The organism is Microvirga calopogonii, from assembly GCF_003347665.1.
In the GTDB taxonomy this organism is placed as follows: domain Bacteria; phylum Pseudomonadota; class Alphaproteobacteria; order Rhizobiales; family Beijerinckiaceae; genus Microvirga; species Microvirga calopogonii.
Window position 1 is genome coordinate 57,266 of sequence record NZ_QDGA01000011.1, and the last position, 22,450, is coordinate 79,715.

Sequence of the window (22,450 nt, forward strand, 5' to 3'; positions counted from 1 at the left end):
CGCCAAGTGTTACGTTATAGCTTTATATATTCGAAGGCGCGGAACTCTCATGAAGCTGTACTATACTCCCGGAGCGAGTTCGCTCGCACCGCGTATCATCGCATTCGAGGCCGGCCTGGACATCGCATATGACAAGGTCGACCTGAAGACCCAAACGACGGCGTCGGGACTTGATTTCAGCCGCATCAACCCGAAGGGGGACGTACCGGCCCTCGCGTTGCAGAGCGGCGAGATCCTGGCCGAGGTCCCTGTCATCCTGGAATACCTTGCCGACCAAGCGCCGTCGGCCCAGCTCCTTCCGAACCTGGGCTCCTGGGAACGTTACCAAGTCAAGGAATGGCTCGATTTCACCGGTGCCGAGCTCCACAGCGGGTTCGATCCGCTCTGGGAGGCACCGACGCCTCCCAGAGCCCGGGAGTTCGCCATCTGCCGTCTGCAAAGGCGCATCGCCTATCTGGATCAGTGCCTTCGAGGACGCCCCTACCTGACCGGGCATCGCTTCACCGTGGCCGATGCATATTGTTTCACAATTCTGAGCTGGGCTCGCTTCCACAGAATCGACTTGGCTGATCATCCGACCGTTATGGAATACATGCGGCGGGTTTCCGAACGGCAGATGGTCAGGCGGGCCCTGCAGGCCGAAGGTCTATCGATTGCCGCGTGACCGGAACGGGCGCGCCGGTGAAAAACCGGTTTCACTTGCTCGCACGATGCGCTAGGCACCCGGTGCCATGCTTCCTGTTTCCGTTTTCATCATTGCCAAGAACGAGGCCGACCGCATCGGAGCGACCATCCGTGCCATCCGGGGGCTGACGGACGATATCGTCGTGGTCGATTCAGGGTCGACGGACGGAACTCAGGCGGTGGCCCAGGAACTTGGCGCACGGGTAATCTTCAATCCCTGGCCCGGCTACGGTCTGCAGAAGCGCTTCGCAGAGGACCAGTGCCGGTACGATTGGCTGCTGAACCTCGACGCGGACGAGGAGGTGTCGCCGGAGCTGCTGGCCGAGATCCACAGGCTGTTCGCACAGGGCGAGCCGCCCTGCCAAGCGTATGGGATCCGCATCGCCGAGACCTATCCTGGCGAAAGCGCTCCTCATCCGCTGGCTTACCGGATCGCGCCTGTCCGTCTCTATCACCGGGATGCCGGCCGGTATTCGTCCTCGCTGGTTCATGATCGGGTCGACCTGAAGCCCAAGACCAAGGTCGGCAAGCTGAAGGGGCTCGTGCATCATCGATCCGTGCGGTCGCTCGGCGACCAGCTGGCCAAGCTCAACAGCTACGCCGACCAGCAGGCGGTCGACCTTGAGGTGAGGGGGGTCTCGATTCCCACATGGCGGGTCTATTTCGAGTTCCCCGCCGCGTTCCTGAAGGTCTATTTCGGCCGGCTCCACTTTCTGCGCGGCACATATGGCTTCCTGATCTCGATGAACTACGCAACCTGGCGCCACTTGCGTCTGGCGAAGCACTACGAGCGCAAGCGCCTGGGAGCCCTTACGAAATCGAACGCCGATGCGAAGCGAGTCAAGGCTTAAGGCCGCTTAGAGCGCGGCAATGACCTGGATCTCGAGCTTGTAATCGGGGTCGGCCAACCTGGACTCGACGCAGACGCGAGCGGGGGCTTGACCGGGAACGACCCAGGCATCCCAGATCGCGTTCATCTCGTCGTAGTGGGCAATATCGGCGAGCCAGATCGTCGCCTGGAGGAGCCGGGACTTGTCGCTGCCGATCTCTGCAAGGGACTGCTCGATCTGTCCCAGGATATCCCGAGTCTGCTCCGCGGCCGAAAGGCCCAGGGTCGTCTCAGGTACGTAGCCCGAGAAATAGGCCGTCCCATCGTGCATCACGAGATCGCTGTAGCGTGCGGCAACGCCGATCCGCCGGATGTCTGTCACGGTACGATTCTCCCCATGCCCGGTCGCAGGTCAGGCTCCTACCACAAGTCCGCGCACGGATGACAGCCGAAGATTGCCAGGACAGTGGAGCAATGGGAAATGGCGGAGACGGAGGGAGTCTCGGCCTAACCTTACACCACGCGACTAAAGCCTTGTTTCAGAAGAGTTATTTGCACGTAGACCATAGCTATGTGGTGTAGCCTGCGTCAAGAGATGTGGTGTAAATGACAGGGGTTTGGCACAGCGGGTCGGCGGCATCTATCACTGATCCTGCGTGACACGGCGGTTAACGCCCTCCTCGTTAAGGAGGTCTGTTGGGAACAACAGACTCGCCACGCCGATGAGAAGGTATTCAATGAATGCAAGCGGACATGCGCCGAACTCTCGCCAGATGCTCGGCGAGGTAGGCCTCCATGTTGTGCACCAAAACCTCGTTTCAAAGCGCATCTTGGGGGAGGTAGAAGGCACCTCGGAGAAGAGGTGACGTGCCCAGCGCAGATACTTTGGGGCAGGCTGGCGCGGCTCATGCCCATGTAGTGCAGCACAACTGAGGTCACCTATATGATATGCAAAGCCATATCCCCATCGAGCGAATTTCCGGCCGTTTCCCCAACCTCCATGACGGGTACGCTGGATACCCTTCAGGTTGGCGGATAATGGACTTCCGTTCTTGCCATGGCGTCCCGCACGGCCGACGTAAAGCGGGATAACTCCTCCCTGCTCGTCGAGGCGTAGCATCATATAGAGTAGCCCCTCAGCATCATCCGGTGGGGCGGCAAGCACCTGTTCAACAGCCATACCAATCATGTCCTCCATTGCAGGAGATCGGCGTAGGAACGGTGCTTGTTTCTCTCCAAGGCGGACTACTTCGACCCTACCCATAGAATCAGCCGCGAATAGGGGCACACTCCTTGTCGCAATTGAATGGGCCTCACAAAATTGATCCCACAAGGCTTTTTTATGGGCTGATGCAAGCGCTGTTTCGAGCAACATACTTATCTACACGCAGGGATAGGCCTTTGATCTTGTAGCGCGGCAGCGGGCATCAAAACTGGTGTTATGACCGCTCTCCTAAGCCACGGCATAAAACGGTGGTTCGTTAACGGCTTCATTCCCGCATTTTTTTCCGCCTGAGGAGTGTTCCAGCAACTGGAGGATCAATCACACCATCAGGAATAATGGGATCATCACTGGGAGATATGGCAATACTGTCTGGATCATTATCTCCAATCTCCCATGCTGGTCGGACAAGTAATTCGCGTTTGAGGATCGCCATGTCGAGTAGCAGGTCTGGCTGCTGTCGAGCAGGAGAGATGATCGCGGGAGCCAACAAGAAACACCCGTACTCCTTGTAGGCCGAGAGCATAGATTCCAAGTTTGCGGGGTTAGGATTATGCATCTCTTGTATACGCGATAGAATTACGAACTGGTTCGCCGGTGAGGCGTTCTCCAACTCTTTATCTATGTTTGCTCCTATCACGACTTTGTAGGATGACGGATGCTGACGATTCACTCCAGTTAAGATAGAGACACGAATCTTCTCCTCTTTATCTTCCTCCCCAAAACGCTTTAGCCAGCCCGAGAAAATCTTTCTTGCCGCGTGCTCGTTCTCGAAGAGCAGCGCCATAAGTGGAGGGCGGTATGGAGGAATGATAATCCCGACGCCACGCCACTTAGCTTGATCCCATGCTTCAATGTCGATTATCGAAAGAACTCGGCGCTGATCGTGTCTCAAGCCTTCTGTCTGCATAAGTTCATCGGGGGGCTCACCAACACCATACTTTTTGGGCTCGCGCTGTTCTGCCACTGTTTCAAACGATACCACTTGATCTCGCTTCAGCGGGTACCGAGATTCTTCATCCAACCATTCAGACAGTCTGTATCCTGTGTTCGAGCCGACGACATTGCTTGCGCTGGCGAATACGTTTGAGAATGATAATGAGCGCCCAAACCCTTCCTCGACATCTGCGATCCGACTAAAATACTTCGTGAAGTCAGGGACATACAGGACTCTCGGTATGATGACCGCTAAGGAGTCCCTTAGGAACTCTAGCAACTTGCCCTCTGCTAAATCCTTATCAGGATCGTACGCACGGCTGTATTCGATGCGGGCCAGAGCGTCGGGGTCATCAAGAACAATTTGAAGCGCCGGGTCGTCATTAGAGGACTCATCGCTTTTGTGCTTGCAAACCACGATGTTTATGTGTTGCCGATGAGGAATTGCATCGCGATCGAGACTTGTCGCGAAGAATGCCTCCACAAAACCTAAGAATGCTTCCGCAATCCTGATAGCTGTTTCATCAAGCTCGACACTTACAGCCCACTCGCAGCCAAGTACGGACGAGCGAAAGGTAACGAAAGGCTCATCAAAGACTTCGGGTTGCGCTGGAAGACTCTCCTTTGCTGGCTGCTCTGATAGGCGCTTGAAGGTTTCATATAACTCTTCTCGCGACATCCCTGATGGGATGTACCCTTCAGCACTCAAAGCCTCCTCATGACCCAGAGAGAACAAAAGAGTCATAGCAGAAACAAACAGGCCATGGCGCTCCAAAGTCTTAGGCAGACTCTCCATCGCGGCAAGCTGCTTCAAACTCGACCTAAGCAGCAGCATCGCGAGAACAGCATCCTGATGCTGGAACTGCTGATCAGAACGCTCTTTATTCTCGTCCTCCATCTGGAGGTGGCTAACGAGAATCTGCTGAAAACTTAGATACTCAAGAGCCTGTGGCACGCGTCCAAGTTGGATTTCGATCCAGACAAGCCGTTGAATACTCCTCAGGGCTACATTACTGATCTGCCCACCTCTGTCGAAGTCCGCGAACGCAACTGATGCAGCCGCAAGTAAATTCGAATGCGCTGCCCAGAGGAGTCCCACTTGCTCGTATGCTTGGGCACAAGCGACAAGACTCAGAACGAGCTTGTCACGATACTCGTGCTTGATCAATTTCTGTTGCGCGCGCCCGAGGAGACGTATCGCTTCTATGTTCTTCCCTTCATCAATCTTCTGAAAGCCGCGCCTTAGCAGCGCAAATCCAGCAGCACCTTCGCTTCGCCTCCGTTCGAGAATAGGTAGGATGATCTCGAATGCTTCATCATAAGCAGGCTCGCCACCGGTTAAATTGCCAAGCTCCTCGAAAATTTTCGCAAAGCGGTCAAATTGGTAACCTCCAAGACGCTCGGATTTGCTGAAAACTGCGGCGAGCCGTCTGATCGAACTATTGATAACCTCTTTGTCATGCGGGCTTTCGATAATCTGCAATGTGCAAAGCATCGACTCCGCATTCGCTGCATTGTTGGGCCGCTCAACCTGCTCCGCAAGTGATTGCAGCCGTGCCTTCAGTCTTTCCGTCCGTTGCAGCAATTTGCCTTCTGGGTCGCTCAGTCTACCGGTTTTCACTCCGCTTGCGAGAATCGTCCAAATGTTATGCAGAAGCTCTAAGTCGTCAGTTTGGTCGCTGGGAAGTGCTAGAGCCTCGATATCATCGTAGAGGTCATCGGTAGTTTCTAAGTCGTCAAACCAATAGCACGCTGTCCATGCGCGCTGATACTTGACGCGAAGCTTTTGAGGGCGATAGTTGACCCGCTTGGCAATACGTTCTGCGCGGTCAAAGCGCCCATCGACCTCGACCCTTCCTAATTCCAGTTCACGCGCCAGAACGGCAGCATCAAGGCAATCCTCGGCAAGCTGATACTCAACACCGGCATAACGACTTGTATCAGCGATCTGAGCCTCAAGTTCATCTAGGTGAGCTTGCCTCTCTGTATCTAAGGGACCGCTATGCACTCGCTTCTGTGAAGTCGAGACGCTGATGTTCAGCGCCTCGATAGCTAAGGCCCAATGCCCTCTTTCGAAGACTTTTTCAATTATCCATGTTCTATCGAGAATCCTTACGGGAACCCCATACGCCTTTGAAAGCTCGTCTTCGATATCAGCGCGATCTTTGTCCCGTATGTACTGATTGGACATAAAGTATATTCGTGAGTAGCTACGGTTTGTCTCGATTATCTTTTTGACATCGGAGCGAACTTTTGGTTTCCAATCCTTTTTTGCGCTGATGGCAAATGCCCATCGTTCAGAACCGGCATTCACATCCCCTTGGTACCAACGGTCTGCGATCTCGGGGGCAACGGGATAGGTTTCTGTATCGACTTTGCTGTCGCCACCACCTGTAGGGCCGGTTTGCGGAAGTAGGTTTGGGCAAAGCTCCTTTTGCGCCAGCTTGCGACAGAAATGTTCGAACGCTTTCTCATCACTGCGACTAGTTACCGTATCTAAGTGATATTCAAACAAGCTTCTGTCGAGGACGGGGCTTTCCTCCTCCTTTGAGTCGGAGAATTGCTCTGGTCTCCTCATGCGCATGAATGCGGAGGGGCTAAGTTCTGCGGGAATATCTGCGTTGGGTTTCTGAGCCACGTTCTTCACCGAACCGATTCATAAGGATTACTGGGAGATGGTTGAGCGCGTCGCAGGAGGAGTTGGACTTGTTTACCAGACCACTCCCCACCTCGCGGAGCAGGGATGTTCCGTTCGTTGAGTTCAGCGGCAACTGCTCGCAACGTGACGATCCCAGACGCGGTTATCTTTTCCACGATAGGAAGGATGTTGGAGGCGAACTGGGTTGCTTTTGCACACCGCTTCGCACGACCTACTGCTTGCGCCTGACTCAAATTGGTTCGATTGCCGAGCGCTTTGCCTTGAGCCTTAAGCGCTGCGAGCGCATCCCGGGTTCGGGATGAAATCTGCTCGCGCTCGTGTTGAGCAACGGCGGCCAAAATTCTGACTGTGAGTTTGTTCGCGTGAGGATTGTCACATGCTACGAAATCAACCCCAGACTCCATAAGATTGTTGATGAATGCGGATGATCGACTGAGGCGATCCAGTTTCGCTATTATCAATGTCGCCTTATGCTTTTTGCACGCTGACAGAGCTTTTCTGAGTTCAGAGCGGCTGTTGTTCTTCCCTGACTCATGCTCCTCGAACTCTGCAAGAAGGCGATTGTCGCCACCCTTCAGAAAAGTCGCGACCGAGGTCTTCTGCGCTTCGATACCGAGACATTGATCCCGAAGAGATGTTCTATAGTACGCAACATAGTTATGCGACGCCACGCGTAAGCCTCACCGTGAAGTTCGTATACGACCATTTATAAATTTCACAACTGACGTGTCAATATGTATTCCGCATCAAACGACAAGTTTTTATGAATAAAACTTGGATACAACTTAAGATGTCAGCCACCTGAATTCTTTCTGAAGAGATTTTGTTGATAATGCTGATTGGATTATTCGTAATAATAGTCCGATATTATCCGATAAATATATAAAACATTTCATCGGACTGCACAGTTATGAAGAGATATAAAACGATACGCCCGGGTAGTGCGTACAAAGACATTCAACGCATGGCGGTAATTCGAAAGCAGATAGACGGCGAGCAAAACCGCCACCTCTCGAAAATGCACGACCTTGCTTTGCAGCGACAACAGGCAATGTTGCAGCCATCACCAGCGGACAGGTCCATTAAACTGGCGCGCATCGCTGCTCAGGAAGTCACGGAGCGACAGCGCCACGCTTCTAAAATGGAGGTTCTGAGATGGCGTCTGTACAAAAATCCATGAAGCCTCCTTTCGAGATCGCCGTCCTTTGGAAGCGCATGGCTGAATTGTCGCGTGATGTGAATGGACCAGCGGAGGGGCGATTACCTCATGTTGTAAGGCTTCCGGCTGCGACAACTCTCAATGCACACGGTGACAAATGGGATCGTGGGCAGGCATGGTGTAGGACGAACGTGTTCCATGAGCGCGGCGATAGGTGGAGCCGCGCAACCGATCCAAGAACTGACGAGATAATTTTCAGCTTTTCTGATCCTTCAACTGCCACAGCATTCAAGCTGGTTTTCGGCTAAAGAGGTGCTGGAACTGGACACAAAGGGATCATTCGAGAACGCATCCAAAATGATGTCTGAGCCCGAGCTAAACGCTCGTGCTACTGGTTTCGTGGTTCGCTTCGCCTTGCTTCGCTCACTCACTCACCAGTGTTGAGATGAATATTTTTTTGTCCATTCGTTGGGTTTGATCGAAACTTCTATCCCCCCGCTCCTTACGCGGCTGATAGCTCGATGGTCCAATATCAAGCGTCCTTCGTAAGAAGCGGGGGAGAAGAAAGGTTGTGTTCATTCGTTTGGGAATCACGAGGGCTTCAGCAACGTACTGTCTGGCGACAGAGCAGGTGGCTACCCGAAACCCTGCGTGTATTTGCCCTTCTCGGAAGGCACGGCCCTCCTAGCGGTTACGCATCAATGATGATGCGAGCACCTGCACCAAGCCAAACCTCTCGACCGGGTGCAGGCGGATCGTCGTCAAGATTGGCAAATGCCTGTCAGACGTTGCGATCCTCTTTTGGTATCCATCACTTGGAGGGGACACCTAACCTCTTGGGACATCCTTCCCGCGTTGGAGGCCCACAGTCAGAGGCGCAACGGTTTCGACCGGGCCAGCCTATATAATTAAGCCCTTCAGATGTATCTCTGAATAATATTTATCTTCGCGAATAAGGTCAATATTTATTGATGTATTCGTATTTTTTGCCATGGTTTTATCGGAGGCAATGAAGCATACTCGACTTTTTTGATTTCGCTATGCATGAACATGAGGCGAGATTTTCTTCCATATCCGCTCCCGTATGTATCCGTCATCTGCGCAGCCAGAACGAGCTTCAGATCATTTTCTTTCCCATGTCCGACGAGCACACTTCGCACCTTGGGGTGAACTCCCATATCTTCGGCAACATCTGTAAAGAGGTGCCGGAAGGAGTGAAATTTGACTCCTCTTGGGACTTCTAACCTCCGAAGATACCGGCCGAAATTCCGGCTAAAGTCTTGCGTTGGGGTCTGGCCCTCACGAAGTTCTTCATGGGGAAGATCAGAGAACAAGTGGATTGCATTGGACGAATGCCAGAATTCCCTGAATCCTAACTCCAGCAGCCGTGGATGAATGGGAACTTTGCGTTTGGAGTTATTGTTCTTGACCGATTTCTCTTGCTGGGATGAGGAATTGTGGTCCTCGTCTTCGCTTGTATCTGTTGTGATATGTAAGTACGGGGTTTCATCCCAAACCACATCCGAACGCTCAAGCTGGCCAAGTTCATTAAGGCGGGCTCCTGTGTACATTGATAGGAGAGGAAGCCAGAACCATGCAGGCGATTTCGCCCGTTCAGTGTAGATCGAGCTTGTGAAAAACTTCGAGATTTCCGCATCAGTTGGGACGCGTGTCGGATATTTCTGTTTCGCTTTTGACGTATCCGGTTTGTGGTCAGTGATCGGATTGAAACCGATCAACCTCGTCTTCCTTCCCCAATTGCAGGCGGAGTGAAGAATATTGAACCAATTGCCGATTGTTTGAATGGTAAGGCAACGGCGGGCCGGAATGTCCTGATTGACCAATTCTGCAAACGTCATGTCACGTTCATGCTGACGCGGCCTTGCAGGGAGCTTCACTGCATTTTCATAAAATTCGATCAACTGTAACGGTGTGATACTCTCGACTGGAACATTGCCGCCCAAGTGAGCAGACAGCATCGCTACACACCGGTTGAGCTTGCTTCTTGTCTTTGCTGGCTTCTTGTTCTTGTCGAGCCATTTCTCTGCCAACTCCTGTAACGTTGTCGGGGATTGTGAGGCTAAGCTGGAGATGGACGTTTGACCGGTCACGGGCTGGCGGGTTAAGCTTGACGGTGGCTCGACCGAGGCAGGATCGCGAATCATGCGATCCCGGTACCGCTCAACAGATAACCATGCATCTGCGAAGCTAGTCCGCAGCATTCGCAGGACGGGATGATTGTCTGGTATAATGTAGCCTTGCCCTGCTAAGGCTGCCAGCATTCGGTCGTCGAAGTCGGGTATTCTTGCGTGACTGCGATACTGCTCTGGTACCTTTAGGTCACTGCGATACTGATCGAGCATCACGCAGCGCTCGCTCCGCTCAATCGCCTCTGCTCCAAGCGGGTTTAGGCTCACTTGACCGTTCGCGATCTCCTCATATGCGCGAATCGTCTCACTTATTCGCCAACGCTCGATAGCTTCCTCTGCAAGTGTTGGGTTGATCACCGGGAGGGGGAAAGCCGCTGCGGATGGGGAGATTGGTTGCCTGAAGGAAGCTAAGCCGATTGTAGCTCCTTCGACCTGACGTAACTCTGTACACCTTTCCTCGTACTTAGAGAACGCTTTCGCGAAAGCTGCGGACGCGTGCTTCTCGGTTATCTGACCAACCGAGACAGTAAAGTGCTGTTTTCCGGTTTTAGCTGAAATGTCCGCTGGATAGCGTTTCCGAAATTCGGTGGAATCACTATGGGGGCTCTTGCGGAATTCCTTGAACCCGAAGCGCATGTGGTGAGCCTTGTGGTGTAAAATGTGGCGTACGAAGGTGCTAAATACGCTTTTGCCACAAGGCTTTAAGTTCGCTCAATAACTTAGGTGGGGTATGGCGGAGACGGAGGGATTCGAACCCTCGATACCCTTTTGGGGTATGCTCATTTAGCAAACGAGTGCCTTCAGCCGCTCGGCCACGTCTCCGGGCGAAAAGCCGGATCTGGGATCCCGCTTCGCAGGTGGCGCAATAGACGCGAAGAGGGTCTTTTCGTCAAGGTCCAAAATTGACCGCGTGCGGGGTCGCGGCTCGGAGCTTCAGGGCAGGGTGACGAGAGAAACCAGCAGGCCGCCAAGCCCGGCGGTCGCGCCGACCAGCAGGAAGGCATCCAGAGCGAATGACCAAAGGTCTTGATGGAACGGGTGCATGATAGATCCCCTTGGTTGGGGCTCTTTCTATCATGTGCTTACGCTACGGCATTGTTCTGGATCAAAGACGAGCTTGAGAGGCCTGCAAACGAGGGCCGTGCTCCTACCAGAACAGATGGGACAGGGCGAGACTGGTCAATCCGATCCCCGAAAGGAATATCGGAAACCATTTCGGGCATGAGCAATTGGCTTCGTCGAGTTCCACTCTGTTCCTCCGTCGGCCAGTGACCGACGGCATAAGAGCGGCTGCGGGCCCGATAGGGAAGAGTGTCGGGTGATGAAATGTTTACCTTTGCGACTAAAAGCCGAGCACCGTGAATGCCGAGGGGCAGGTTACACCGCTTCGCTCATGACGGAGAACTCATCTCAGCCTTCCCGTAGAGATGCCGGATTTCCTCGAAGCTTCGGATCGCTGGGCCCGACGGCCTGACGATCACGGCGCTCAACTGCCGGAACTTGTCGTCGGCCCAATCCTCGACCACCACGGTGACGGCGTCCCGAAGCGGCAATGTTGCCACCTTGCATGCCATGTTCATGCCGGTCGACCTCTCGTATGGCCGGGTGAGTGCAAGAAGGTCCACCATCTCGTCGAAATCGTGGGCTGCTGTCACGATGCTCTCCACTGCGAAGTCTCGAACGAGCTCGGCCATTGGCAGCCAATTGTGGCAAGGGAATGCCCAAGCTAGGTTCAGGTGTGGGATGTTCAACGGAAAGAGCGATTCGTTCTAAGGAGCGGCCCGGCTTGCCGGATATTTGAAGCGTTTGAGCAGTTCGTCGCTATGGCCGACGAGCAGGGCGGCTTCCGACGGCAGGGCGTCCTCCGTCACGGATTCGAAGCCTGAGAAGAAGCCCAGATATGCCGTGTTCGGCAGGCTCATGAGGAGGATCGATTGTCCGGATTCAGGGTCGCACGCCGCAGCGAGCATCATCTGCTTCGGACTTCCGAGCTTGACGAACAATTCCTCGAACCGATCCTGCGTCAGGTCCCATTCATCGGGGTCGATTGCCTTCTTTGCCCAGAGCATCGCCGCCATCCCGGCCTGAGGAACCCCGTCTCACGTTGCATCCTAATCCAATGCGAGCCGACAAGCGAGCGGCTGCAGGAGAGCAAGGTTCGAGATTGAGACAAGGATGCGATTGCCTGTACGGCCGAAGGCTCTGGAGAGGATCAGCTCAATTCAGGCTCTTCTTCTCGGACCCCACGATGGAAAGACAAGGCTTGGAAGCGTCGCTCGCGCCATCGGGAATGATGAGCACGGATACCGCATGACCATGTGACGCGAGTGTATCGGCGGCATCGAAGGCCGACCGCTCCGCATCCTGGCGTGTCGCGAAGGCCGATTGCTCCCGGTCTGCGTATGTCACCAGCCACTCGTCCTGGAACTTGAAGACGACAAAGCGGTCCGTATGCATCAGCCCCTCCCATGCTTTGCAACCGAGACTTGGCAGGCTACCCGATTACCGTCCTTCAGGAAGGAGGCGATGGAGGTAGGGGGGAGGTCAAAAGGATAGAGGCTCGCCTCGATCCTTTGGTCGAAGCGAGCCTCCACCTTGCACTTGATGCGGTGCTCTCGTTCGAAGAACGGTCGCCATCGACAGCATCGAAGGCGACCATTGCCCAAGATCGAGAGGAGCCGCTCAGGCGGAAGGGAGCCGCCCTTCCGGCGTATATTTGTCGACGGCCTGCGGCAGCTCCTTGGACAGCCGTGCAAGAATCTCCTCGCGGGACAAGCCGGTCTGCTGTGTCAAGGTCGCCAGCACGTCAGGTCCGATGGCCTGCTCCAGTTGCTGTGGCGCGACCTCCTTGTTCGGGCCTGTGCCCACCCAGGAATCGGCAACATCGCCGTGACCGCTTTGCCTAAAGCTGTCGACCAGCTCTCCCAAGCCACCGCTCAGAAAGCCGCCCGGGTTCTGCCCGCTCAAGCCTCCCAGCAATCCTCCCAGGCCGCCCAAGCCGCCCAGGCCATTGGAGCTGCCTTGTGGTGGGCTGAGATTTCCCGGCGTGCCAGTGGGATTGCTGTTGGCTGTCGAACCGCGCAGCATTTCGGCGATCTTGTCGCGATTCTGAAATCCTGCGACGGCAAGAAGTCCCAAAAGGGCCGTCATCGATGGAAAGCCTCGGCTCATGTTTTCCTCCTCGTCCGATGCACGAGAATCGCGGTCGACCCGAAAGGGTTCCAATCTCTCTCGCGGATCCATGGCCAGAGGCGCAGAACCCATGGCCCCAGGGACCGGCCAATGGGCCGGATTGACGAACCTTTGCGCGCTGAGGAATGTATGCGCCCTCACTCGGTAGAGTCTTGAAAGGTGTAATCGATGGCGTCGTTCGATGTAGCGGTGATCGGATTGGGCGCAATGGGAAGCGCCGCGCTCTTCGAGCTCGCCCGCCGAGGGCGGCGTGCGATCGGAATCGAACAATTCGAGCCGGGCCACGACAAGGGCTCCTCGCATGGGGAGAGCCGGATCATCAGGCTTTCCTATTTCGAACACCCGTCCTATGTGCCGCTGGCCCGTCGGGCCTTGGAAAAATGGCGCGAACTCGAGAAGCTCTCCGGCGAGACGGTTCTGACCGTCACGGGAGTTCTCGAGGCGGGCTTTCCCGGCTGTCAGGTTGTCGAAGGCTCCCTGGAAGCGTCCCGGCTGCACGGGCTCGAGCACGAAGTCCTGAGCGCGGACGAGATCAACCGGCGCTTTCCCGCGTTCAAGGTCCCGTCCCATTGGACCGGATTGTATCAGCCGGACGGCGGATTCCTGCGACCGGAGCTTGCTATCCGGCAATTCGTCGGACTTGCACAGCGGCATGGCGCCGAGGTCAGGACCGGGACACGTGTCCTCGCCATCGAGCCGGTCGGCTCCGGCGTCCGCGTCACGACCGACGCCGGTGAGATCGAGGCCGGATCGGTCATCATCGCGGCAGGCGCCTGGATCGGCGATTTCGCACCCGAACTGAGGCCGCACCTCAAGCTGACGCGCCAGGTGCTCGGCTGGTTCGAGCCCCTCCGACCGGCTTCATACACGCCTGATCGGTGCCCGGTCTTCATCTTCGAATCCGAAGACGACGCCTGCTACGGTTTCCCGGATCTCGCCGGTACGGGCGTCAAAACGGCCTCCCACCGCAAAGGCGCTGATCTCCCGTCGGCCAATGACCTGGCGCAGGACGGCGGAGCCGAGGACGAGGCGCATATTCGGCAAATGCTCGCCCTGGCGATGCCGGATGCCAACGGGCCGCTCAAGGCAATGCGGACCTGCATTTATACCCGCACGCCGGATGAGGACTTCGTGATCGACCGGTCATCGGCCGACCCGCGGATCGTGCTGGCCTCGCCCTGTTCGGGCCACGGCTTCAAGTTTGCGAGCGTGATCGGGGAGGTGCTGGCCGACCTCGCCCTTGGAAATGAGTCCGCGAACGACATCTCTCGGTTCAGGCTTGATCGCTTTGGCGCACAATCGGCCTGAGACGACAAATCAAATTCTGGAGGAGCTGCCATGAAGAAGGGATACGTCTGTCATCTGTCGATTCTGGCCCTGCTGGCAGGAACCGGGCTGGCCCGCGCGGAGGACATCGCGATTGCCGTGGCCGGGCCCATGACCGGCGCAGTCGCCACCATCGGCGAGCAGCTCAAGAACGGTGCCGAGCTGGCCGCACAGGCCATCAACAACAACGGTGGCGTGAACGGAAAGACCGTCAAGATCGTCGTCTATGACGACGCCTGCGATCCCAAGCAGGCCGTAGCCATCGCCAACCGCATCGTGTCCGAGGGCATCAAGTTCGTCGATGGCCACGCCTGCTCGGGCTCGTCGATCCCGGCCTCCGAGGTCTATGCGGAAGCGGATGTCCTGATGATGAGCCCAGCCTCCAGCAATCCGGCCATGACCGACAAGGCGGCCGAGCAGGGCTGGTCGACCATCATGCGACTCTATGGACGTGACGATGCGCAGGGCAAGTTCATCGGGCCGTGGATCAAGCAGAACTACGGCACCAAGAAGATCGGGATTCTCCACGACAAGAGCGCCTACGGCAAAGGCCTTGCGGATGTTGTGAAGGCTTCCCTCAACGGCGCCGGGGTCAAGGAAGTGCTCTACGAGGGCATCAATGCCGGCGAAAAGGATTACAAGGCGGTGGTCAATCGCCTCAAGAGCCAGGGCGTCGAGTTCCTCTATTTCGGCGGCTACCACACCGAGGCCGGGTTGATCATGCGGCAGGCCGCCGATCAGGGCTACAAGTTCCAGCTGATGATGGGCGACAGCATTGCGACACCGGAATTCGGTGCCGTGGCTGGGCCTGCGGCCGACGGGACCCTGTTCACCTTCCCGCCGGACGGACGTGACAACGATGCCGCCAAGGGAGCACTGGAGCAGTTCCAGAAGATCGGCTTTGTGCCGGAGGGCTTTACGCTGTTCTCATATGCGACAGTTCAGGCCATCGCCGGTGGCATCGCAAAGGCCGGCAGCGCGGATCCAAAGGCGGTGGCCAAGACGTTGCGCAGTACGAACGTCGATACGGTCCTCGGTCCGGTGACCTTCGACGAGAAGGGCGACATCAAGGATCCGAAATACAACATCAATGTCTGGAAGGGCGGTACGTACAGCAAGCTCGCTCAGTGAGGGGCGACTTGCCCAGCTAAGACGAAGGCGGCTCCTGATGGAGCCGCCCTTTCGTTGCGGCGACAATGCTCAATCGTGAGCAGCGGCCTTGTCGGGCTCCTGCATCGGGACGAGATGCTCGATGGACACCCAGTCCGTGCACGCCCTGAGAATGGGGGCAAGATACGCACGATTGCCCTCGATTTCGACAACGCGGCAGGAATAGGCCCTCCGGTCCCCCGGGGGGCGGTAGACGACGGTCACGCCGGGCCTGATCTCGTCATGGGCCGATGCATGCGGCTCGTTGCTGGCCGAAAGCGTAGTGACCTGTCTGTTGTCCTGTTCAAGGGCCGCCTGCTGGCCGGCCCGGTAGCGCTCAAGCGCTTGAATTGCCACCCTGGCCCTGTCGCGGTAACGGTCGCAGACGACCCGCATCAGGGTTCCCTTTTCGCGGCCTGGATACCAAGTCACGCCACCGATCTTGGCCAGCTCCTCTGCAACGATTTCGATCTCTTCCTCAGTCATTGGCTACAATCCCTCATGAGCAGTCGGTCTGTGCTCAGGTCTTGTGAAAGCACTCAGGCGACCTGCCTCGTTGAGTGCTGATGCCCCAGAGAATTATTGTTGGTTGCGGCGCTTGGCGTCTGAATTACGCCGTACAAGGAGACGTTTGATTAGGCTGTAAATTCCATCATGCGCTTCTGCAGGATGGCGAGTTGCTGAATATAGGGCTGCCGACGCTCATAATGGCGTGCTTTCAGCCTTTCGAGTGCGCGAATCTTGAGATTCGTGTCCGGGGAAGTGTTACTTAGTTTCTGACGCTCCTGTTCGTAATCGAAATCGATGTCGGCCAAGGTCGCGAGAAGGGATTGAAGTAGCGGCTGGACGCTTGATGGATAGATTCTAGGAAAGATGGCCCCGTTATACTGTTCATCTTTATGAAACTTAGTATCGCTCATCTCGTTCCTCATATTAACTTTCGTTAATAGAGCCTTAGAATACTGAGGTAGGGTTACCCCGTCTGTTGGGAACCCGACAAAACCGGAAGAAATCTTTCTTTCGATCAAATTGCCGTATTTCTTTTCTTGGTAGGAGCCGGGCGATCTTTCCTATCGGGTGCTCCCTGTTCGGAGAGCCCGGGCAGAAGCCGTTCGAAGCTTTGGCGGATGGTGTGGTAGCACTCGCAGGTCGTCCTCTCGAGGCCTTCGTGGTCGGTGATCCTGATCGTTCCACGACCTTGGCTGACCAGTCCCATCCGCTGGAGCGTGCTCGTAACGCTGCTGACCGTAGAGCGCTGAACCCCCAGCATTTCGGCGAGGATTTCATGCGTGAGAGGGACGTCGTCCTTTTCGGTTCTGTCGCGGGTGCTCAGGATGGCACGGCAGCAGCGGGCTTCCACACTGTGGATGGCATTGCAGGCGACGGCTTGAAGCGTCTGCGCCAAGAGGGCGTCCGTGTACCGGAACAATAAGCTGCGCATGTTCTCGCGCCTCTCAATCACATCTCTCAAGCGATCCAAAGGAATACGCGACGCCGTTCCGGCAACCTGGGTGACGTAGCGTCCGAACGATTGAGGCATGATGAGCGCGCTCATGAAGCCGACGACGGATTCCCGGCCGAAATGCGCCATCTCGACGGAACCCCCATCCTGTAAAGCGGCGACTAGGGAAATGACGGCATCATGCGGGAAATAGGCATGCCGGATCCGTTCTCCGGCCTGATACACAACCTTCCCTCGCGGGAGGTCGACAACTTCGAGATGGGACTCCAGCCACAAATAATCGTCTGGCTCCAAAGCAGCGAGGAGCTGGTTTCTCCGGTGGATGACGGCCTTCATACCATTCTTCATGGCAGGGTCTCACCGCGTTTCGGATCCCCGGACGGGGTAACCTGAGATCCGTCCTGATATTGATATCACATTCCAAAAATGTGCAATCCCGATGGGTCCCTTATGAACAGGCGTTTCTCATTCGCTGGTTGGCCCTCCCTGCAGGAAAGTGTTGGAACCGAAGCCTCTGCTTGACTTCAGAGCAACAACGGGCTCTTCGCTTTGTGCCGTTCCCCGATGGAGCATGCCTCCAAAGAGTGCGGCCCAGGGGCGCGATTACCTTTCGAGGCCTGCCCCTGCGCTGATGTCATGGGCCCATGCGCATGATCGCGGGGAAAACAGGTTTACCGGTCTCACGGAAGAATCCAGCATGGCTACGGGCCGATTCCTTGGGAGACTTTCGCATTGAGTACGCAATCATCCTCGCATCAGGCACGCGGCGCTGCGCCGGTGGACCTGGCCGACTGGTCTGCTCCAGAGCTACTCGAAGCGTATGCTCGCAAGGCTGTGTCGCCGGTGGATGTCACGAAGGCCGTGATTGCGCGGATCGATGCATATGAACCGCAACTCCAGGCTCTCTACGCCTTCGATCCGGATGCGGCGCTTCGCGATGCACGGGCCTCGGAGCAGCGCTGGATGAACGGAGAGGCGAGGGCGCTGGATGGCGTTCCGGCCACGATCAAGGAGAACATCGCCACCAAAGGAACGCCGGTGCCGCTCGGCACCGCGGCACGCCCGCTCGTCCCGGCCGCCGAGGATGCGCCGGCGGCGGCGCGACTGCGCGAGGATGGGGTGATCATCCTCGCCAAGACCACCATGCCGGATTACGGCATGCTCTCCTCGGGCCTTTCGAGCTTCCATCCGCTCGCGCGCAATCCATGGGATCTCTCCAAGAACCCGGGCGGCAGCTCGGCGGGGGCGGGCGCAGCCGCAGCAGCCGGCTATGGGCCGTTCCATATCGGCACCGATATCGGCGGTTCGATCCGCCTGCCGGCGTCCTGGTGCGGCGTGTTCGGCCTCAAACCCAGCTTCGGCCGCATCCCGATCGATCCAACCTATTACGGGCGTGTTGCAGGGCCGATGACCCGCACCGTGCGCGACGCGGCCCTCATAATGAGAAGCCTCACGCGCCCCGACCCGCGCGATCCCATGAGCCTGCCGTATCAGGATCTGCCATGGCTCGATCTCGATATCGACGTGAAAGGCCTGACCATCGGCGTGATGATGCAGGCGGGCATCGGCATGCCGCTCGACCCGGAGGTTCGTGCCGCCATCGAGAAGGCAGCGAAGGCTTTCCAGGACGCCGGTGCGATCATCGAGGATGTGCCGCCCTTCATTACCCGCGAGATGCTCGACGGCCTCGACGATTTCTGGCGCCAGCGGGCCTGGATGGACATGGCTCCCTTGAGCGACGAGGAGCGTGGGAAGATTCTGCCCTACATCCTGCAATGGGCGGAAGGTGGCAAGGATCTGACCGGCGCAGAAGTGTATAGCGGCATGAACCAGATGATGGTGATGCGCCATGCGGCCGTCGCCGCAACCCACCGCTTCGATTTCGTTATTTCACCGGTGGCGCCCTGCGTGGCCTATCCGGCGGAACTGGCGTCGCCCATTCATAATCCGGAGGAGCCGTTCGAGCATATCGGCTATACGGTCGCCTTCAACATGTCGGACCAGCCTGCCTCTTCCGTCAATGCGGGCTTCACGAAGGCGGGCCTTCCCATCGGCCTCCAGATCATTGGCCGCCGCTTCGACGATGTGGGCGTGTTGCGGCTCTCTCAAGCCTGGGAGACGATGTGCGCGAACAAGCGACCCTGGCCGAAGCTGTAGCGGCATGGCTCACATTCGCCGGTCATGGCCGGGCTTGCCCCAGTCATTCCGGTTGCTCGAAGAGGCGGGACTATCGAAGCGACATCAGGGCTCGGGTGGATGGGTTTTCTCCCATGAGAGCTGCTGATAAACAGCCGCCATGACGTACAAAGTTGCCGCTCTCTACCAGTTCGTCCCGCTGCCGGACTTCCGGGAGCTGAAGGACCCGCTGCACAAGCTCTGCCTCGACCTCGGAATCCGGGGCACGCTGCTCCTTGCCCATGAGGGCATCAACGGGACGGTGGCCGGGACCGGTGAGGCCATCGACGGGCTTATGGCCGAGCTGCGTGACGGCCCGCTTTTCAACGGCCGCCTCGACAATCTCGAGCTCAAGTTCTCGAGCGCGGCGGAGATGCCGTTCAAGCGGATGAAGGTGCGGCTCAAGAAGGAGATCGTGACCCTCGGCGATCCGCAGACCGATCCGCTGCGTCAGGTCGGGACCTATGTGACGCCCGCCGAGTGGAACCGGCTCTTGGACGAGCCCGGCATCGTGTTGCTCGACACACGTAACGATTTCGAGGTCGAGATGGGCACCTTCGAGGGAGCGGTCGATCCCCGGATCAAGCGCTTCAGCGAGTTCAAGGACTTCGTGGAGAAGGAGCTCGACCCGAAGCAGCACAGGAAGGTCGCCATGTTCTGCACCGGCGGTATCCGGTGCGAGAAGGCCAGTTCCTACATGCTGGCCCAGGGCTTCGAAGAGGTGTTCCATCTCAAGGGCGGCATTCTGAAATATCTTGAAGAGGTTCCGGAAACGGAGAGCCGCTGGAACGGCGGGTGCTTCGTGTTCGACGAGCGCATCGCGCTCGGCCACGGACTCGTCGAGCAGCCGGACGGGGCAGGGCAATCCGATGAGTGACGTCGAGACCCGCATCGAGGCGCTCGAGGTGCGCGCCGCCTATCAGGACCAGGTAATCGAGGACCTGAACCAGACCGTCATTGCCCAGTGGAAGCTGATCGACAGCCTCAAACGGCAGCTCAACGAACTGCTCGACCGTGTCCAAGAAGTCGAGGACAACGCGGGCGGGAACTCCACGCCCGAGCCTCCGCCGCCGCATTACTAGCAAGGCTGCGCCGGTTGTCTCGGCTGCGGAGCCGATACCAGGATCGTGTGTTGGATCCTTCCTCGTCATGGCCGGCCTTGTGCCGGCCATCCCGATGAGAAGGGCGCGGCTCTTTACGGAAGCGAGATCACCGGCGCGAGACCGGTATGATAAGGAGGGGAATACCTCGTCCTGTCTCCGCTCCAGTGCCTGTGGCGTTTGGAAGGTGTTCAAAACCATGCCTCTTTCGTCGGAAGGAGCATTCGGCTCTCGCCCGGTTCCCACCACTGCCAAAAATTTTTCTGTCGCCCTCTTGAACGGTGAAGCTTGTTCAACCAAATCATCGCCCGCGGAGGCCCCGAGAGGCTCCGTGTGAGCAGTTAACACGCTGATATCATTGGAGGAAGCTTCATGAAGTTCCGTCCTTTGCATGACCGTATCGTGGTCAAGCGCATCGATGCCGAGGAGAAGACGGCGGGTGGGATCATCATCCCCGACACGGCCAAGGAGAAGCCCCAGCAGGGCGAGGTGATCGCTGTCGGTCCCGGCGCCCGCAACGACCAGGGCCAGCTCGTTCTCCTCGACGTCAAGGTCGGCGACACCGTGCTCTTCGGCAAATGGTCGGGCACGGAAGTGAAGATCGATGGCGAGGATCTCCTGATCATGAAGGAGAGCGACATCATGGGCGTGCTGGAACAGTCGGCCGCCCAGAAGAAGGCCGCCTAAGGCCAAGTCCCACAATCAGAGTCACACATCGTTACGTCTCATCAGGAGTGACGAACAATGGCTGCTAAGGAAGTCAAATTCGCCCTGGACGCTCGCGAGAAGATGCTGCGCGGCGTCGATATTCTGGCCGACGCCGTGAAGGTCACGCTGGGTCCCAAGGGCCGCAACGTGGTGATCGAGAAGTCCTTCGGCGCGCCGCGCATCACCAAGGACGGCGTCACCGTCGCCAAGGAGATCGAGCTCTCCGACAAGTTCGAGAACATGGGCGCCCAGATGGTGCGCGAGGTCGCTTCTAAGCAGAACGACCGCGCCGGTGACGGCACCACCACGGCGACGGTTCTGGCCCAGGCCATCGTGCGCGAGGGCGCCAAATCCGTGGCGGCCGGCATGAACCCGATGGACCTCAAGCGCGGCATCGACATGGCCGTCGAGGCCGTGGTGGCGGATCTCAAGAAGAACGCCAAGAAGGTGACCTCGAACGACGAGATCGTCCAGGTCGGCACCATCTCGGCGAACGGCGACGCCGAGGTTGGCCGCATGCTGGCTGAAGCCATGCAGAAGGTCGGCAACGAGGGCGTGATCACCGTCGAAGAGGCGAAGTCGCTCGAAACCGAGCTCGAAGTCGTCGAGGGTATGCAGTTCGACCGCGGCTATCTCTCGCCGTACTTCATCACCAACGCCGAGAAGATGCGTGTGGAGCTGGAGGATCCCTACATCCTCATTCATGAGAAGAAGCTCTCGGGCCTCCAGGCCATGTTGCCCGTGCTCGAAGCCGTCGTTCAGACCGGCAAGCCGCTCCTCATCATCGCCGAGGACGTGGAAGGCGAGGCTCTCGCCACCCTCGTGGTCAACAAGCTGCGCGGCGGCCTGAAGATCGCCGCCGTCAAGGCTCCGGGCTTCGGCGACCGCCGCAAGGCCATGCTCGAGGACATCGCCGTCCTCACCAAGGGACAGGTTGTCTCCGAAGATCTCGGCATCAAGCTCGAGACCGTCACCTTGCCGATGCTCGGACGCGCCAAGAAGGTGGTGATCGAGAAGGAGAACACCACCATCGTGGATGGTGCCGGCGACAAGCGCGACATCGAAGCACGCGTCGGCCAGATCAAGGCGCAGATCGAGGAGACCACCTCGGACTACGACCGTGAGAAGCTCCAGGAGCGTCTGGCCAAGCTCGCCGGCGGCGTCGCGGTGATCCGCGTCGGCGGCGCGACCGAGGTCGAGGTCAAGGAGAAGAAGGACCGCGTCGACGATGCCATGCACGCCACCAAGGCGGCTGTCGAGGAGGGCATCCTGCCCGGCGGCGGCGTCGCGCTGCTGCGCGCCCTCAAGGCTCTCGAGTCGGTGAAACCAGTCAACGACGATCAGAAGACCGGCGTCGAAATCGTGCGTCGGGCGCTCCAGGCTCCTGCCCGGCAGATCGCTCTCAACGCCGGTGAGGACGGATCCGTAATCGTCGGCAAGGTGGCGGAAGCGACGGACTACTCCGCAGGCTGGAACGCTCAGACCGGCGAGTACGGCGACCTCTACAAGCTCGGCATCATCGACCCGGCGAAGGTCGTGCGTGTCGCTCTCGAGGACGCCGCCTCCGTTGCAGGCCTTCTCATCACGACCGAGGCTATGATCGCTGAAAAGCCCAAGAAGGAGGCGGCTCCGGCGATGCCGGCCGGCGGCATGGACTTCTAAGCTCCAGCCTCATCCAAAGAGCGAACGGCGCCGTGCA

At 57.6% G+C, this 22,450-nt stretch carries 21 protein-coding genes and 1 tRNA gene; 9 read left to right on the forward strand and 13 right to left on the reverse strand.

What is annotated here, in order from left to right:
* Positions 1-49: 49 nt before the first annotated feature.
* Both gstA and DDF70_RS11770 read left to right on the forward strand, forming a co-directional pair.
* Entirely contained in the window at positions 50-664 is a 615-nt protein-coding gene (gene gstA / locus DDF70_RS11765) for a glutathione transferase GstA (protein WP_114945057.1), read from the forward strand.
* A gap of 67 nt (positions 665-731) precedes the next feature.
* Positions 732-1,535 (forward strand): glycosyltransferase family 2 protein, encoded by an 804-nt coding sequence (locus DDF70_RS11770; RefSeq protein ID WP_114945058.1) that lies wholly within the window; start codon positions 732-734, stop codon positions 1,533-1,535.
* Positions 1,536-1,541: 6 nt separating this feature from the next.
* Here DDF70_RS11770 and DDF70_RS11775 read toward each other — a convergent pair whose 3' ends face one another.
* The 10 genes from DDF70_RS11775 to DDF70_RS11825 form a co-directional block, all read right to left on the reverse strand.
* Entirely contained in the window at positions 1,542-1,895 is a 354-nt protein-coding gene (locus DDF70_RS11775) for a RidA family protein (RefSeq protein ID WP_114945059.1), read from the reverse strand.
* A 261-nt stretch (positions 1,896-2,156) separates the two neighbouring features.
* Positions 2,157-2,888, reverse strand: coding sequence for a hypothetical protein (locus DDF70_RS11780; protein WP_162820354.1), 732 nt, complete (start codon positions 2,886-2,888; stop codon positions 2,157-2,159).
* 115 nt (positions 2,889-3,003) lie between these two features.
* Positions 3,004-6,309 carry a hypothetical protein gene (locus DDF70_RS11785; RefSeq protein ID WP_162820355.1) on the reverse strand — a complete coding sequence of 1,102 codons (3,306 nt, stop codon included), beginning with the start codon at positions 6,307-6,309 and terminating at the stop codon, positions 3,004-3,006.
* A gap of 5 nt (positions 6,310-6,314) precedes the next feature.
* Positions 6,315-7,001 carry a recombinase family protein gene (locus DDF70_RS11790; protein ID WP_114945062.1) on the reverse strand — a complete coding sequence of 229 codons (687 nt, stop codon included), beginning with the start codon at positions 6,999-7,001 and terminating at the stop codon, positions 6,315-6,317.
* Positions 7,002-8,454: 1,453 nt separating this feature from the next.
* The gene (locus DDF70_RS11800) at positions 8,455-10,275 is read right to left on the reverse strand and encodes a site-specific integrase (protein ID WP_114945064.1); all 1,821 of its coding nucleotides are present in this window, start codon (positions 10,273-10,275) and stop codon (positions 8,455-8,457) included.
* A gap of 95 nt (positions 10,276-10,370) precedes the next feature.
* Positions 10,371-10,461 (reverse strand) — tRNA-Ser (locus DDF70_RS11805).
* A gap of 569 nt (positions 10,462-11,030) precedes the next feature.
* Complete coding sequence (locus DDF70_RS11810; protein WP_245435455.1) at positions 11,031-11,294, reverse strand: hypothetical protein; 264 nt, start codon at positions 11,292-11,294, stop codon at positions 11,031-11,033.
* Positions 11,295-11,408: 114 nt separating this feature from the next.
* Positions 11,409-11,708, reverse strand: coding sequence for a hypothetical protein (locus DDF70_RS11815; protein ID WP_162820356.1), 300 nt, complete (start codon positions 11,706-11,708; stop codon positions 11,409-11,411).
* A gap of 148 nt (positions 11,709-11,856) precedes the next feature.
* A complete protein-coding gene (locus tag DDF70_RS11820) occupies positions 11,857-12,096 on the reverse strand; it encodes a hypothetical protein (RefSeq protein WP_114945067.1) in 240 nt (79 codons plus the stop codon).
* A gap of 225 nt (positions 12,097-12,321) precedes the next feature.
* Positions 12,322-12,810 (reverse strand): YidB family protein, encoded by a 489-nt coding sequence (locus tag DDF70_RS11825; protein WP_114945068.1) that lies wholly within the window; start codon positions 12,808-12,810, stop codon positions 12,322-12,324.
* Between the two features lie 189 nt (positions 12,811-12,999).
* On the opposite strand from DDF70_RS11825, the gene solA reads away from it, so the two are divergent.
* Both solA and DDF70_RS11835 read left to right on the forward strand, forming a co-directional pair.
* Positions 13,000-14,139 (forward strand): N-methyl-L-tryptophan oxidase, encoded by a 1,140-nt coding sequence (gene solA, locus DDF70_RS11830; protein WP_114945069.1) that lies wholly within the window; start codon positions 13,000-13,002, stop codon positions 14,137-14,139.
* 30 nt (positions 14,140-14,169) lie between these two features.
* Positions 14,170-15,288, forward strand: coding sequence for an ABC transporter substrate-binding protein (locus DDF70_RS11835; protein ID WP_114945070.1), 1,119 nt, complete (start codon positions 14,170-14,172; stop codon positions 15,286-15,288).
* Positions 15,289-15,357: 69 nt separating this feature from the next.
* On the opposite strand, the gene DDF70_RS11840 is transcribed toward DDF70_RS11835, so the two are convergent.
* The 3 genes from DDF70_RS11840 to DDF70_RS11850 all read right to left on the reverse strand — a co-directional run bounded on the left by DDF70_RS11840 (position 15,358) and on the right by DDF70_RS11850 (position 17,116).
* Positions 15,358-15,792 (reverse strand): hypothetical protein, encoded by a 435-nt coding sequence (locus tag DDF70_RS11840; RefSeq protein WP_114945071.1) that lies wholly within the window; start codon positions 15,790-15,792, stop codon positions 15,358-15,360.
* A gap of 149 nt (positions 15,793-15,941) precedes the next feature.
* Entirely contained in the window at positions 15,942-16,226 is a 285-nt protein-coding gene (locus tag DDF70_RS11845; protein WP_162820357.1) for a hypothetical protein, read from the reverse strand.
* A gap of 104 nt (positions 16,227-16,330) precedes the next feature.
* Positions 16,331-17,116, reverse strand: coding sequence for a Crp/Fnr family transcriptional regulator (locus tag DDF70_RS11850; protein WP_114945073.1), 786 nt, complete (start codon positions 17,114-17,116; stop codon positions 16,331-16,333).
* Between the two features lie 384 nt (positions 17,117-17,500).
* On the opposite strand from DDF70_RS11850, the gene DDF70_RS11855 reads away from it, so the two are divergent.
* The 5 genes from DDF70_RS11855 (at position 17,501) to groL (ending at position 22,413) form a co-directional block, all read left to right on the forward strand.
* Entirely contained in the window at positions 17,501-18,925 is a 1,425-nt protein-coding gene (locus DDF70_RS11855) for an amidase (RefSeq protein WP_245435456.1), read from the forward strand.
* Positions 18,926-19,064: 139 nt separating this feature from the next.
* Positions 19,065-19,820 (forward strand): oxygen-dependent tRNA uridine(34) hydroxylase TrhO, encoded by a 756-nt coding sequence (gene trhO, locus DDF70_RS11860; protein ID WP_114945074.1) that lies wholly within the window; start codon positions 19,065-19,067, stop codon positions 19,818-19,820.
* Positions 19,813-20,025: a SlyX family protein gene (locus DDF70_RS11865; RefSeq protein ID WP_114945075.1), complete on the forward strand. Its 213-nt coding sequence runs from the start codon at positions 19,813-19,815 to the stop codon at positions 20,023-20,025. The genes trhO and DDF70_RS11865 overlap by 8 nt, the downstream gene beginning before the upstream one ends.
* Before the next feature lie 390 nt (positions 20,026-20,415).
* Positions 20,416-20,730: a co-chaperone GroES gene (gene groES, locus DDF70_RS11870; protein ID WP_114945076.1), complete on the forward strand. Its 315-nt coding sequence runs from the start codon at positions 20,416-20,418 to the stop codon at positions 20,728-20,730.
* A gap of 57 nt (positions 20,731-20,787) precedes the next feature.
* Positions 20,788-22,413 (forward strand): chaperonin GroEL, encoded by a 1,626-nt coding sequence (gene groL, locus DDF70_RS11875; RefSeq protein WP_114945077.1) that lies wholly within the window; start codon positions 20,788-20,790, stop codon positions 22,411-22,413.
* Positions 22,414-22,450: the final 37 nt, after the last annotated feature.